The 13307-nt window shown below is 68.4% G+C and carries 14 protein-coding genes; 9 read left to right on the forward strand and 5 right to left on the reverse strand.

What is annotated here, in order from left to right; genetic code table 11:
- The first annotated feature begins 13 nt into the window (after positions 1–13).
- Positions 14–880, forward strand: coding sequence for a siderophore-interacting protein (locus AS181_RS02825; protein ID WP_058250092.1), 867 nt, complete (start codon positions 14–16; stop codon positions 878–880).
- A gap of 87 nt (positions 881–967) precedes the next feature.
- Positions 968–1852, forward strand: coding sequence for a tyrosine recombinase XerC (locus AS181_RS02830; RefSeq protein ID WP_058250297.1), 885 nt, complete (start codon positions 968–970; stop codon positions 1850–1852).
- Positions 1853–1858: 6 nt separating this feature from the next.
- Here the strand turns inward: AS181_RS02830 and AS181_RS02835 are convergent, their stop codons facing one another.
- Positions 1859–2374, reverse strand: a complete 516-nt coding sequence (locus AS181_RS02835) for a M23 family metallopeptidase (RefSeq protein ID WP_374100788.1) — start codon at positions 2372–2374, stop codon at positions 1859–1861.
- Positions 2375–2722: 348 nt separating this feature from the next.
- Here AS181_RS02835 and rpsB point away from each other — a divergent pair, with 348 nt between their 5' ends.
- Together rpsB and tsf are read left to right on the forward strand one after the other, a co-directional pair.
- A complete protein-coding gene (rpsB, locus tag AS181_RS02840; RefSeq protein WP_058250093.1) occupies positions 2723–3544 on the forward strand; it encodes a 30S ribosomal protein S2 in 822 nt (273 codons plus the stop codon).
- A 54-nt stretch (positions 3545–3598) separates the two neighbouring features.
- Positions 3599–4423 carry a translation elongation factor Ts gene (tsf, locus tag AS181_RS02845; protein WP_058250094.1) on the forward strand — a complete coding sequence of 275 codons (825 nt, stop codon included), beginning with the start codon at positions 3599–3601 and terminating at the stop codon, positions 4421–4423.
- Between the two features lie 54 nt (positions 4424–4477).
- Here tsf and AS181_RS02850 read toward each other — a convergent pair whose 3' ends face one another.
- Positions 4478–6064 (reverse strand): MFS transporter, encoded by a 1587-nt coding sequence (locus AS181_RS02850; RefSeq protein WP_082652853.1) that lies wholly within the window; start codon positions 6062–6064, stop codon positions 4478–4480.
- A gap of 95 nt (positions 6065–6159) precedes the next feature.
- Positions 6160–7803, reverse strand: coding sequence for a condensation domain-containing protein (locus AS181_RS02855; RefSeq protein WP_435082116.1), 1644 nt, complete (start codon positions 7801–7803; stop codon positions 6160–6162).
- A gap of 80 nt (positions 7804–7883) precedes the next feature.
- On the opposite strand from AS181_RS02855, the gene AS181_RS02860 reads away from it, so the two are divergent.
- From AS181_RS02860 to AS181_RS02875, 4 genes are all read left to right on the forward strand, one after another.
- On the forward strand, positions 7884–8915 hold the full coding sequence (locus AS181_RS02860; RefSeq protein ID WP_058250097.1) for an alpha/beta hydrolase: 1032 nt from the start codon (positions 7884–7886) through the stop codon (positions 8913–8915).
- Between the two features lie 99 nt (positions 8916–9014).
- Entirely contained in the window at positions 9015–9749 is a 735-nt protein-coding gene (gene pyrH, locus AS181_RS02865) for a UMP kinase (protein ID WP_058250098.1), read from the forward strand.
- A 57-nt stretch (positions 9750–9806) separates the two neighbouring features.
- Positions 9807–10364: a ribosome recycling factor gene (frr, locus tag AS181_RS02870; RefSeq protein WP_058250099.1), complete on the forward strand. Its 558-nt coding sequence runs from the start codon at positions 9807–9809 to the stop codon at positions 10362–10364.
- Positions 10361–11212 (forward strand): phosphatidate cytidylyltransferase, encoded by an 852-nt coding sequence (locus AS181_RS02875; RefSeq protein WP_058250100.1) that lies wholly within the window; start codon positions 10361–10363, stop codon positions 11210–11212. Before frr ends, AS181_RS02875 begins: the two co-directional genes overlap by 4 nt.
- A 25-nt stretch (positions 11213–11237) precedes the next feature.
- On the opposite strand, the gene AS181_RS02880 is transcribed toward AS181_RS02875, so the two are convergent.
- On the reverse strand, positions 11238–11645 hold the full coding sequence (locus tag AS181_RS02880; protein WP_058250101.1) for a LapA family protein: 408 nt from the start codon (positions 11643–11645) through the stop codon (positions 11238–11240).
- Between the two features lie 30 nt (positions 11646–11675).
- Between AS181_RS02880 and rlmN the strand changes: the two genes are divergently transcribed.
- Positions 11676–12782: a 23S rRNA (adenine(2503)-C(2))-methyltransferase RlmN gene (gene rlmN / locus AS181_RS02885; RefSeq protein WP_058250102.1), complete on the forward strand. Its 1107-nt coding sequence runs from the start codon at positions 11676–11678 to the stop codon at positions 12780–12782.
- 98 nt (positions 12783–12880) lie between these two features.
- On the opposite strand, the gene AS181_RS02890 is transcribed toward rlmN, so the two are convergent.
- Complete coding sequence (locus AS181_RS02890; RefSeq protein ID WP_058250103.1) at positions 12881–13183, reverse strand: DUF2631 domain-containing protein; 303 nt, start codon at positions 13181–13183, stop codon at positions 12881–12883.
- Between the last annotated feature and the right edge of the window lie 124 nt (positions 13184–13307).

Here is a 13307-nt window from a genome sequence, read left to right on the forward strand (position 1 = left end):
AAAGGGAGGTTCGATGGCGAAACGCGTGAACACGATGACGGTGCTACGAAGAGAGCGGATCAGCCCGCATTTCGTACGCCTTTACCTGGGCGGGGAGGGGTTCGACGACTTCCGACCGGCTCTGGGCAAGTCCGGGGAACCCGACACCGACATGTATGTGAAGTTCGTCTTCGCACCGCCGGGTGTCAGCTATCCCGAACCGTTCGATCTCCAGGAGATCCGTACGAACGAGGCGCCCGAGCGGCAACCCGTCTTGCGTACCTACACGGTGCGCCGGGTCGACGCGGAGGCCCGCGAGCTCGTCGTCGACTTCGTCGTGCACGGCACCGAGGGCATCGCCGGCCCCTGGGCGGCCTCGGTGGAGCCAGGCGAGACGATCCGTTTCATCGGGCCGGGTAGTGGCTACCGTCCGCGATCCGATGCCCCCTGGCATCTCATGGCGTGCGACGAGGCGGGTCTCCCCGCGGTGGCCGCCGCACTCGAAGCCCTTCCCGCCGACGCCGTCGCCAAGGTCTTCATCGAGGTCGCCGGCCCCGACGACGAACTCGACCTGGACGCACCCGCCGGGGCACAGGTCTCGTGGGTGCACCGCGGCGGACCCGCGGCGGACGTCGACGATTCGCTCGCCGGTGACAACGCCCCGCTGATCGCGGCCGTGCGCGCGACGGAATGGCTCGAGGGCGAACCGCACGTGTTCATCCACGGCGAGGCGCAAGCGGTCATGCACAACCTGCGGGCCTACATCCGCAAGGAACGCGGCGTGAGTGCGGCCAACGCCTCGATCTCCGGGTACTGGCGGCGCGGCCGGACCGAGGAGGGCTTCCGACAGTGGAAAGCCGACCTGCGGGCCGAGGAGGAGGCCGTCGGCGCCCAGGGCTGAGGCCCACCGACCGGACACCGCACCGATTCGGCCACAACGCCGCGTGTGCGGTTGCACTCGGGTGTCCGACGCGGTGAGGTCGTGACCATGCTCGACGACTTCGCCGATCACCTGCGCCTGGAGAAAGGGCGCAGCGAGCACACGATCCGCGCCTATGTCGGTGGGGCTCGCGCCCTCGTCTCGTTCGCCGGTGCCCGCGGAATCGCGGTGGCCGACATCGATCTCCCGCTGCTGCGGGCCTGGCTCGCGGAACTGACCCGGCGCGGCGCCGCGCGCACGACCGTGGCCCGGCAGGTCTCCGCGGCGAAGACGTTCTGCGCGTGGGCGGTCCGCGAGGGCTACCTGGCGGCCGACCCGTCACAGCGGTTGAAGGCTCCCAAGGCGCACCGGACCCTGCCCGCCGTACTGGCCCCCGCCCAGGCAGAAGCCGCGATCGCGGCCACCGGAGTGGATCGTGCCCCCGACGACCCGATCGCCCTGCGGGATCGGGTCATCCTGGAGTTGTTGTACGCCAGCGGAGTTCGAGTGGGGGAGTTGTGCGGGCTGGACGTCGGCGACGTCGACGCCGGGCGACGGGTGGTGCGGGTGATCGGCAAAGGCGACAAGGAACGGTCGGTCCCCTACGGAGAGCCCGCCGCCCGCGCGATCGACGCCTGGCTGCGTTCCGGACGCCCGGCCCTGGTGACCGACGCGTCCGGACCAGCCTTGCTGCTGGGTGCCCGCGGGGGACGGCTCGACCAGCGGATGGCGCGCTCGGTCGTGTCACGCGCGGTCGAGGCGAGCGGAGGCCCGGCGACCGGGCCACACGGACTCCGGCACAGCGCCGCCACTCATCTGCTCGAGGGTGGTGCCGACCTGCGCGTCGTCCAGGAACTGCTCGGACACTCGTCGCTCGCCACGACGCAGATCTACACGCATGTGAGCGTCGAACGTCTGCGGGCCGTCCATCGACAGGCGCACCCGCGAGCGTGACCGCCGTCAGTCGACCGGTTTGAGTCGGACGCGCACGGCCCCGAGCAGGCCGAGCGGGTCCAGGTAGTCCGCCGCACGGCCGCTACCGCGTCGGGCGCCCCAGTGCAGGCAGGCGGGCACCGGGCATCCCGGATGACCTGTCATCACGGTCCCGATGACCTCACCTCGTGAGACGTGATCACCCGCGTCGACACTCGCCTCCACCGGCTCGTACGTCGTGGTCACGCCGTCGGGATGGGACACCGAGACCACCGGCCGGCCGGCGACCGTTCCCGCAAAGCGCACGCGACCGGCGCCCGCCGCGCGGACGGTCTGGCCGGGCCCGGCCGCGAGGTCGACGCCCCGGTGGCCGGGCTGCCATCGCTTCTCGGGCTCGTCGTAGGCGGTCACCACGGTGGGCCGGGGCGACAACGGCGCCGCGTACACACCGACGGACGCGGCGGTCGGGACCGGACCGACGACGCTGAGGACGGTCGGCAGGAGCGCGGCGAGGACACGCGGTAATCGGGATGGCACGCTGATTGGACGCGGCGGGAGCCGGATGGGATCCGCCGGGCGCGCGGTCGATGCCGATTCGACCGCCGACGGCATCACCACAACCGTCTCCGACGTGGGCGAAGGCGTTTTGGTGTTCCATCCGCCGCGGCGTAAACTCTCCCACGCACCTCATCGCTCGTTGATGAGGTGACTTCGCGCGCCTGCACTCAGGTCTGTGACGCTCCGGGCTTCGACGCCCTGACCAGCACAGTCGAGAAACACACGCCAAGTGAGCAGTCCCGGAACGGCCCATGCCGTCTCGGGTGGCACTCGGCCGCAGGCGCCAGGGTCGGTACCGACGGTACCGACGACAACTGCGAGAAAAGGACGATCATGGCTGTCGTGACCATGAAGCAGCTGCTGGACAGCGGCGCACACTTCGGGCACCAGACCCGCCGTTGGAACCCGAAGATGAAGCGATTCATCTTCACCGACCGCAACGGCATCTACATCATCGATTTGCAGCAGACGCTGACCTACATCGACAAGGCGTACGAGTTCGTCAAGGAGACCGTCGCCCACGGCGGCACCATCCTCTTCGTCGGCACCAAGAAGCAGGCACAGGAATCGATCGCCGCGGAGGCGACCCGTGTCGGCATGCCGTACGTCAACCAGCGCTGGCTCGGTGGCATGCTCACCAACTTCTCGACCGTCCATAAGCGCCTGCAGCGCCTGAAGGAGCTCGAGACCATGGAGCAGACCGGCGGTTTCGAGGGACGCACCAAGAAGGAAATCCTCATGCTCACGCGTGAGAAGAACAAGCTCGAGCGCACCCTCGGCGGTATCCGCGACATGGCCAAGGTTCCGTCGGCCGTGTGGGTCGTCGACACCAACAAGGAGCACATCGCCGTCGGCGAGGCGCGCAAGCTGAACATCCCGGTCATCGCGATCCTGGACACCAACTGCGATCCCGACCTCGTCGACTACCCGATCCCGGGCAACGACGACGCCATCCGCAGCGCAGCACTGCTCACCCGCGTCGTGGCCTCGGCCGTGGCCGAGGGCGTCCAGGCCCGTGCCGGCGCCGCCAGTGGCGACGCCAAGCCCGAGGCCGGCAGTGGCGAACCGCTGGCAGAGTGGGAGCAGGAACTGCTGACCCAGGCTGCGGCACCGGCCGGCGACGCCGCCGCGACCGACGCCCCGGCTGCTCAGTAGTCCCGACTGCTCGCAGTCCGGTCCCAACACTTTCTCTAAGGAGGCTCGCCGACGATGGCGAACTACACCGCAGCTGATGTGAAGCGTCTCCGTGAGCTCACCGGCTCTGGAATGCTCGACTGCAAGAACGCGCTGGCCAACAACGACGGCGATTTCGACAAGGCCGTCGAAGAGCTGCGTATCAAGGGCGCCAAGGACGTGGGCAAGCGCGCCGAGCGCTCCACGGCCGAGGGCCTGGTCGCGGCCAAGGGCGGCGCGCTCATCGAGATCAACTCCGAGACCGACTTCGTCGCGAAGAACGGTGAGTTCCAGCAGCTCGCCGACGACATCGTGAACGCGGCGGCCGCGGCGAAGACCAACGACCTCGACGAGCTGAAGAAGGCTCCGCTCGGCGACGGCACCGTGGACGAGGCCGTGGCGGCTCTCTCGGCCAAGATCGGCGAGAAGCTCGAGCTCCGGCGCGTGGCCTACTACGACGGTCCCGTTGCCGTGTACCTGCACAAGCGCGCGTCGGACCTGCCTCCGGGCGTCGGCGTGCTGGTGTCCTACACCGGTGAGGGCGAGGCCGCCGAGGAGGCCGCTCGCGGCGCCGCGATGCAGGTGGCCGCGCTCAAGGCGCGCTACGCCACCCGCGACGAGGTCCCCGCGGACGTCGTCGAGAACGAGCGTCGTATCGCCGAGCAGACGGCCAAGGAGGAGGGCAAGCCCGAGCAGGCCCTGCCCAAGATCGTCGAAGGTCGCGTCAACGGCTTCTACAAGGACGTCGTGCTGCTTGACCAGGCCTCGGTCCAGGACTCGAAGAAGTCCGTCAAGGCCCTGCTCGACGACGCCGGTGTGACCGTCAAGGCATTCACCCGGTTCGAGGTCGGCCAGGCCTGATCGAACGCGTTCCACATCGCCCCGTCTCCGTCGAGGAGACGGGGCGATGTGCGTTCATGGGGTCCGTCGCGTCCGCAGAGCGGCGGCGAGTGCCCCGATCGCCACGGCGACGAGACCCAGCATCATCAAGGTCGTCCTCAGCGCGGCCAGGAAGGTCCGAGCGGTCACCGACCGGGCCGCATCCTGAGTCGAGGGCCGTGCCTGCGCGGCGACCGCGGCGACCGCCGGCGAGGTCGGTCCGCCCGCGCAGGCGGGCGCCGGTCGCTCCGGATGTGCGGACCGCAGCTGATCGCTCGCGCAGGATGCGAAACGATCGGCGACCGCCCCGTGCAGCACCGGGCGAACCGGTGACTCCGACAGCGACGCAACGAGTTCGGCTCTCACCGCCGGAACCGTCTCGCTTGTCTGGCCGGCCACCTGACCGAAGAAGAAGAGGGTGACGACCGCCAGCCCGATCGAGGCGCCGATCTGCTGAACGGTGGGGATCGTCCCGGTTGCCGTGCCCACCGTGGCTTCGGTCGTGTCGGACAGGATCACGGCCTGCAGCGGTGCGATGAACACACCCGTCCCCAGACCGCCGAGTACGAGGGGACCGAGGATGCCGGGCACCGGCAGGGTCTCCGCAGCCGGTTCGATGATCATCGCGAGCCAGACGAATCCGGCTCCGACGGCGACGGATCCGGCCATCAGGGTGTGCGGTGCGGTGACGCGGGCGACCACGCGTGGTGAGGCGAGTGAGCCGACCGCGGCGCCGATCGCGAAGGGCAGGGCCAGCATCCCGGTCCGGAATGCCGAGTAGCCGAGTCCGAACTGAGCCGAGATCGACACGGTGAAGAAGAACCCGGCGAACACGCTGAAGAACAGGAGCGACAGGAGAAGCCCGACCGCGAAGCGGCGCGAGGCGAACAGCCGTGGTCGTAACAGGGGAGTGCCACCGCGGGCGTCGACGCGCACCTCGTGAACAGCGAACAGCGTCAACAGGATTCCGGCCGTCCCGATCATCGCCCACAGGATCGGGGGCCACCCCAACTCGCGTCCGAGGGCCAGCGGGTACAGCAGCAGGAACAGCGCCGTCGCCGACAGCAGCACGCCCGGGACGTCCACGCGTCCCGGCGTCGGCTCGCGCGCGTCGGGTAGGCGGCGGTGGGCGAGCAGGCACGAGAGCAGGCCGAGCGGGACGTTGACGAAGAAGATCGCGCGCCAGCCCCATCCGAGAACGTCGGCGTCGACGAGGAAGCCGCCGATCACCGGACCGAGGATGGCGGCGATACCGGCGACGGCCCCGTAGACGCCGAAGACCAGTCCGTGACGCCTCTTGTCGAACAGGGCCGCGATGAGAGCCAGGGTCTGCGCGGACATGAGCGCCGCACTCACGCCCTGTATTCCGCGACAGGCGATGAGTTCAGCAGGACCGGTCGCCACACCGCACAGCACCGACGTCACGGTGAAGGCCACCATCCCGACCACGAACATCCGCCGGCGTCCGACACGCGCCCCCAGTGTCGCTGCGGTCAGCAGGGTGCACGCGAACGACAGGGTGTACACCGTCAGCACCAGGAGTTGCTGCGACGTCGACGCGCCGAGATCCCGGGCGAGATCGGGCAGAGCGATGTTGACGATGGTGGTGTCCAGCATCTGCATGAACACCCCGAGCAGGCATCCCGCGAGAGCCGCCCAGGCCCCCGGACGATCGCGCAGAGCGCCCGTCGTCTCCCGGCCCGCCGCGGGGCCGGCGGTCACGGTGCGAGGGCCGGCAGCGAGGGTCGGTAGTCACCCAGGTCGGCGACCGCGGCCATCACCGCGACGAATCGTTCGACGTAGTGCGTGACGGACTCCCGCGCGATCTCGGTGTCGGGGTACAGCAACGTGATCGAGGTCTGGCCGGAGAACCGATTGACCCACATGTACACCTCCTCGCTGCTACCGCGATTGCCGAAGAGGCACCCGTTCCCGGCTTCGAAGATCTCGACACCGGGTAGTTTGCGGACGTCGATGTAGGACACCATCGGCACCGCCCAGCCGGATCGGACCGCGATCTCGTCGGCGGGTTCCACGAGTTCGAGAACCCGGTGAAACGAGATGTCGGTCAATTCTTTTCCGGACTCGTAGCTGCGCGCAGCCTCCGGCGCCAGGGAGCGGAACGTGGTGTCGTCGTCGACGGTGAGAGGAACGGGGATCAGGCTCGTGAACCAGCCCACCGACTTCAACTCCGCGGTGCCCGATCTCGTGCTCTTCGGCGTCATCCCGAAATACTCACTTCGACCGGTGAATTCGGCGTACACGAGGGCGGCCGCCGTCATGATCCCGGCAATCATGTTGGCGCCCAGATCGCGACAGATCTGCTCGAAGCGCGCGGCGGTGGGCTCGTCGAACAGGGTCGAGTTCACGATCGCGCTGCGCGTGTAGGTCTGCGCGCCGGTGCCGAGCGGCAACGGGAAACCGGGTAGTCGTCCGCCGTTGGCCTGCACCAGGTCGATCCAGCGCTGGACGTGCGGTGAACGACGTGTCAACTGACGCGACACGGCGCGTTCGCGCGCGCAGTAGTCGAGGTAGCTGCCGACCGGGGGCAGCTCGGCGTCGCCGCCGAAGGCCGCATTCATGTAGAGGGTCAACAGGTCCACGCAGGTGATGGCCTGGGAGATCCCGTCGGTGTTGAGATGGTCGGCCGCGGCGTAGAGGGTGAACCCGCCCTCCCACTCGATGGCTCCGAAGGTGAAGCAGTCCCAGTTGAACGGCCCCGAGGTCTCGTCCTGCACGTGCGTCCGCAGCTGCGGGGCGTCGCGGTCTCCGTATACGACCGGGATGAGTTCGACGACCTCCGGGGGCACGAGATGGCGGAGGATCGAACCGTCGTCCTCCATCGAGAACCACGACCGGAAACTGTCGTGGCGCCGCACGAACTCGTTGACCGCGCTCGTCATGGCGGACACGTCGAGTGGGGCCGAGACGTCGAACGCCATCAGGCAGAGCCGCGCGAAACGGAAACCCGCGGACTCGTTGCGCCACGCCACACGCAGGTACTCCTCCTGCTGGTGGGACGGTGGGGAGGGATGCACAGGAGCCCGATCGGCATTCGTCACCGAAGCGAGGGAGGCCACCCAGCTGGTCAGGTGACCGGGACGGGGCTCCCATTCCTCGATGAGGCCGAACTTCATCATGTGTGCTCCTCGATTCGCCTGCGGGAAAGTGGATCCGGCGACCGACGCACCAGAGATGTCCGAGGTGTCCCCGACGGTGGAGCGGCCGACCGGGACGCACCCTACCGCACGGTAACCTCGACGGCCGGGGAAACGGGACAACCGTGGTGCGATGAGACGTTGTATCAGTCCCTGTCTCTCTGTCTCATCGAATGCCGTTGCGGTGCTGGACGATTGACCCATGTGGACATCGGGCGGTGCGTCGGGCACACTGCCGGGGTTGCGCGTGTGACGGCGGTCGCACCCGAATGAAGGCGAGGGGTATGGACGACGGGTCTGCCAACGGTGACCGACCGGGGAACCTGCACACGACGGTGCGGACCGCGACCCTCGTGATCGCGCTGCTCGCTGCGACACTCGGACTGGCGGCGCCCGCCGCCGCGACACCCGCGCCCGCTCGCATCGTCGGCGAGACGGTACAGCGCGGGGGTGAGATCGAGGTCGCCGTCCGGTCGGTGGCGATGCGTCGGGTGGTCCCGGTCAAGGTGTGGCCGGCCCGCGGACAGGGGCCCGCCCCGACGCTCTACCTCCTCAACGGCGCGGCCGGCGGCGAAGGTGGGAGCAGTTGGTTCGACCGGACCGACATCCGGACCTTCTTCGCCGACGAGAACGTCAACGTCGTCGTCCCGATGGGCGGCGCGGCGAGCTACTTCACCGACTGGCAGCGGTCCGACCCCGTGCTGGGGCGGCAGAAGTGGGCGACCTTCCTCACCGAGGAGTTGCCGGCAACGATCGACGAGCGCTTCGACGGCGCCGGGCGCAACGCGATCGCCGGGATCTCGATGGCGGGCACGTCGGTGTTCCAGCTGGCCCTGCACGCGCCGTCGGTCTTTCAGGCGATCGGCTCGTTCAGTGGCTGCGCCCAGACCAGCGATCCGCTCGGCCAGGCCGTCGTCCGGATGGTCGTCGAGGGCCGCGGCGGTGCGAACACCCTGAACATGTGGGGACCTCCCGACGATCCCGCGTGGCGTGCCAACGATCCGTACCTGCATGCCGAGGCGTTCCGGGGCACGTCGATCTACGTCTCGAACGGATCCGGGATGCCGGGCCGGTACGACACCCTCGACGGCCCCGGCATCGAGGGCAACGGCTCCAAGCTGTTCGACCAGATCGCGGTCGGGGCGGTGATCGAGACCGCCACGGCGCAGTGCACGAGGAACCTCCAGCGCCGGATGCGCGAGATCGGTGTGCCGGCGACGTTCCACCTCTACGAGGGCGGTACCCATGCGTGGCCGTACTGGCAGGACGAACTGCATCGTGCCTGGCCGCAGTTCGAGGCGGCCCTGCGCGGCTGAATCCCCAGGGCACCCTCGCGCGGCGCGCACGACGCGTATCGCGGGTCGGTTCCGGTGACGACGTACGATAGTTCACCGAACCGACGAGTGAGGAAGCCGATGAGTGAAGCGTCCGACCCCATCCGGCGGGATGGATTCCGTAGGGTCTTGCTGAAGTTGGGCGGCGAGATGTTCGGTGGCGGCGAAGTCGGGCTCGACCCCGACGTCGTGGGTACCGTCGCCGACCAGATCGCCGACGTCGTCAATTCCGGTGTCCAGGTCGCCGTCGTGATCGGCGGCGGCAACTTCTTCCGCGGCGCCGAGCTCCAGCAACGAGGGCTCGACCGAAGCCGCTCGGACTACATGGGCATGCTCGGCACGGTCATGAATTGCCTTGCGCTGCAGGACTTCCTGGAGAAGCGCGGGATCTCGACCCGGGTGCAGACCGCCATCACGATGGGGCAGGTCGCCGAGCCGTATCTCCCGCTGCGTGCCCAGCGGCACCTGGAGAAGGGCCGCGTCGTCATCTTCGGCGCCGGCATGGGGATGCCGTACTTCTCCACCGACACCACCGCGGCCCAGCGTGCGCTGGAGATCAAGGCCGAGGTGGTCCTGATGGCCAAGGCGGTCGACGGCGTGTACGACGCCGACCCGCGCACCAACCCCGACGCCACCCTCTTCACCGAGATCACCCACCGCGAGGTGCTCGACAAGGAGCTCAAGGTCGCCGACGCGACGGCCTTCAGCCTGTGTATGGACAACAAGATGCCGATCTTGGTGTTCAATTTGCTCCAGCAGGGCAATATCGCCCGTGCGGTCGCAGGCGACCGCATCGGCACCCTGGTCAGCACCTGAACCGGCGCCTGACCCCGAGATCGACGAGAACACCGACCGAACGGAACAAGGACGAAGATGATCGACGACGCGTTGCTCGACGCCGAGGAGAAGATGGAGAAGGCGGTCAACGTCGCCAAGGAGGACATGGGCTCCATCCGCACCGGGCGGGCGAACCCGGCCATGTTCAACAAGGTCAACATCGAGTACTACGGCTCGATGACCCCCGTGACCCAGGTCGCGAGCATCAACACGCCCGAACCGCGACTCGTCGTGATCAAGCCGTATGAGGCGTCGACGCTGCGCGACATCGAGACCGCGATCCGCAACTCCGACCTCGGGGTCAATCCGACCAACGACGGCACGATCATCCGCGTCGCCGTCCCGCAGCTCACCGAGGAGCGTCGCCGCGATCTGGTCAAGCAGGCCAAGGGCAAGGGTGAGGACGCGAAGGTCGCGATCCGCAACGTGCGCCGCAAGGCTGCCGACGAACTCAAGCGCATCCAGAAGGACGGCGAGGCCGGCGAGGACGAGGTGTCGCGCGCCGAAAAGGAACTGGACAAGACCACGGCGACCTACGTGCACCAGATCGACGACTTGGTCAAGCACAAAGAAGACGAATTGCTCGAGGTGTGAACGAGGTTCCGCAACGGGGCGGTGAGAAGAAGTCGCGCGCCGGCCGCGACCTGCCGGCCGCGATCGCGGTCGGCGGCACACTCGGCATCAGCATCATCGCGATCCTGATCTTCGTCCCGAAGGTCTGGTACGGCCTCGTGGCGGTCGCGTTCGCGGTCGCCACCTGGGAGGTCATCAAACGTCTCCGCACCGGCGGCTACGACGTCGCCCTCTGGCCACTGCTCATCGGCGGCCAGGCCATCATCTGGGCGAGCTGGCCCTGGGGTCCGACCGGAGCCCTCGTCGCCTTCGTGGCGACGGCCCTGGTGTCGATGGTGTGGAAGCTCCTCGGGCAGGGCATCGACAAGGCGCCGGTCAACTACCTCCGCGACCTCGCCGTCACCGTGTTCGTGCTGGCGTGGTTGCCGCTGCTCGCGTCATTCGGCGCCCACCTGGTGGTACAGGACGACGGGGCTGCCAGAGTGGCCACGCTGATGGTCGTCGTGGTGTGCTCCGACGTCGGCGGCTATGCCGCGGGCGTGATGTTCGGCAAGCACCCGATGGCGCCGGCGATCAGTCCGAAGAAGTCCTGGGAAGGCATGGTGGGCTCGCTCCTCGTCGGCACTGTCGGTGCCGTCGGCTGCGTGGTGTTCCTGCTCGAGAGCCACTGGTGGATCGGCATCATCCTGGGACCGGTCCTGGTGGTCTGCGCGACCCTCGGCGATCTCGTCGAATCCCAGGTGAAGCGCGATCTCGGGATCAAGGACATGGGCACGCTGCTGCCTGGCCACGGTGGCATCATGGATCGGCTCGACAGCCTGCTGCCGTCGGCGTTCGTGGTGTGGGTCGTGCTCACCGCGCTGCTCTGAGCACGCGCCACCGCGCCGCCGGACGCTACTTGGCTGCCTTCTTCAGCGCGCGCCGCAGTTGAAGCATCCGCAGGCCGCCCACGAGCGCGACGACCAGTGCACCGGCGATGGCCGCGATCAGCAGGCTGACCCCGAGGGGCAGGTTGACCTCCCAGAACAGCAAGTCGATGGTCTGCGACTGGAGGTTCTGCACGATGAAGACGAGCAACAGGACCAGGATGATCGCGCCGATCACCACGCCGAACCAGGTGGCGCGCGTCCGCGTGTGCTCCACGTCGGCGACCGTGCGGCGGAGACGATCGCGATGGTCCGGGTCAGGGGCGTGCTGCTCCGGGGTGTGCGCGTGACCGGTCGCCGGTGGCGGTGACCCGGCGGGCTGTTCGCCCCACGCCGGTACCGAACCCGTGTGCCGTCGGTCCTCGGGTGTCGTCATCACTTCATCATGACATGCGACAATGGCGAAATGACCTCATTGCCACTTGTGTTCGACGCGCCCAAGCGTGGGCGGCCGCCGACACACTTCGCCGACCTCGACCCCGCCGGTCGCGTCGCGGCGCTGGCCGACCTGGGGCTGCCGAAGTTCCGGGCCGATCAACTGGCCCGCCAGTACTATGCGCGCCTCAACGGTGACGTCGACGAGATGACGGATCTGCCGGCGGCGTCGCGCGAATCGGTGCGGGACAAGCTCTTCCCGCAGCTACTCACCCCGGTCCGGCACATCTCCTGCGACGACGACTCCACCCGCAAGACGCTCTGGCGCCTGCACGACGGCACGCTCCTCGAGAGCGTCCTCATGCGCTACACCGATCGCAACACGCTGTGCATCTCCAGCCAGGCGGGCTGCGGCATGGCCTGCCCGTTCTGTGCCACCGGGCAGGGCGGACTGGACCGCAACCTGTCGACCGCCGAGATCGTCGATCAGGTGCGGGCCGCGGCCCGCGCGCTGCGCGACGGGGAACTCGGCGAGCCCGGGCGCCTGTCGAATGTCGTGTTCATGGGTATGGGTGAGCCGCTGGCCAACTACAAGCGCGTGGTCAGCGCCGTCCGGCAGATCACTTCGCCGGCGCCGGAGGGCCTCGGGATCTCCGCGCGCTCGGTGACCGTGTCGACCGTCGGTCTCGCGCCGTCGATCCGCCGTCTCGCCGACGAGGGGCTCGCGGTGACGCTCGCCGTCTCCCTCCACACGCCCGACGACGAACTGCGCGACACCCTCGTCCCGGTCAACAACCGGTGGTCGGTCGTCGAGGTGCTCGAGGCGGCCCGCTACTACGCCGACACCACCGGACGGCGCGTCTCCATCGAGTACGCACTCATCCGGGACGTCAACGACCAGCCCTGGCGGGCCGACCTGCTGGGGGAGAAGCTGCACCGGGCCCTTGGGTCACTCGTTCATGTGAATCTCATCCCGCTGAACCCGACGCCGGGCTCGGAATGGGACGCCAGTCCCAAACCGGTCGAACGCGAGTTCGTCCGCCGGGTCCGTGAGCAGGGAGTCTCGTGCACCGTTCGCGACACGCGCGGGCAGGAGATCGCCGCCGCGTGTGGTCAGCTGGCGGCCGAAGAGCGCTGACACCGAGGCGCCGACCCGGGGCGTGTTGAGAGGCAGATACGACGAACGCCGAGCGGATCACCGCTCGGCGTTCGTCGTAGACGAGGCGATCTGGCTGGTCAGGACCACTTTCCGCGGTTCATCCACCAGCCGCGCACCACGAGGAAGATCGTGCCCGCGGCGAAGGCGATGAGATACAGGTCCTCGATGTGCCCGGTGTGGTTGCCGATGATCATCGCGAGCAGGAACAGTGCGAAGAAGATGGCCGCACCGTAGAAGGTCTTGGTCGCTGCTCCGTGCCAGCCGAACCGGGCGGACGGGGCATCGGCGGGCTCGCGGCGCCAGCCGGTGTCGATGACCTCGACTTCGCCATGCCCCCCATCGCCGTGCCCCACAGTGTGCTCCACATCGGTGCTTGCCACAGCCACTCCTCACAGCGCGGACGTCAGATGTCTGACGATCGGTAGTAGTTCTCCGAGCAGCATAGCGGCACCTCCTGCCCGCAGGTCGGTCCGGTGTCACCGGCGGCGGCGGTTCGTCGACGAG

Source organism: Gordonia sp. SGD-V-85 (assembly GCF_001456905.1).
GTDB classification, from domain to species: domain Bacteria; phylum Actinomycetota; class Actinomycetes; order Mycobacteriales; family Mycobacteriaceae; genus Gordonia; species Gordonia hongkongensis.

Coding starts and splice junctions, on each gene's coding strand:
- AS181_RS02825 (WP_058250092.1), top strand. CDS start 14: ATGGCGAAACGCGTGAACACGATGACGGTGCTACGAAGAGAGCGGATC.
- AS181_RS02830 (WP_058250297.1), top strand. CDS start 968: ATGCTCGACGACTTCGCCGATCACCTGCGCCTGGAGAAAGGGCGCAGC.
- rpsB (WP_058250093.1), top strand. CDS start 2,723: ATGGCTGTCGTGACCATGAAGCAGCTGCTGGACAGCGGCGCACACTTC.
- tsf (WP_058250094.1), top strand. CDS start 3,599: ATGGCGAACTACACCGCAGCTGATGTGAAGCGTCTCCGTGAGCTCACC.
- AS181_RS02850 (WP_082652853.1), bottom strand. CDS start 6,064: ATGCAGATGCTGGACACCACCATCGTCAACATCGCTCTGCCCGATCTC.
- AS181_RS02855 (WP_435082116.1), bottom strand. CDS start 7,803: ATGGGTCAATCGTCCAGCACCGCAACGGCATTCGATGAGACAGAGAGA.
- AS181_RS02860 (WP_058250097.1), top strand. CDS start 7,884: ATGGACGACGGGTCTGCCAACGGTGACCGACCGGGGAACCTGCACACG.
- pyrH (WP_058250098.1), top strand. CDS start 9,015: ATGAGTGAAGCGTCCGACCCCATCCGGCGGGATGGATTCCGTAGGGTC.
- frr (WP_058250099.1), top strand. CDS start 9,807: ATGATCGACGACGCGTTGCTCGACGCCGAGGAGAAGATGGAGAAGGCG.
- AS181_RS02880 (WP_058250101.1), bottom strand. CDS start 11,645: ATGACGACACCCGAGGACCGACGGCACACGGGTTCGGTACCGGCGTGG.
- rlmN (WP_058250102.1), top strand. CDS start 11,676: ATGACCTCATTGCCACTTGTGTTCGACGCGCCCAAGCGTGGGCGGCCG.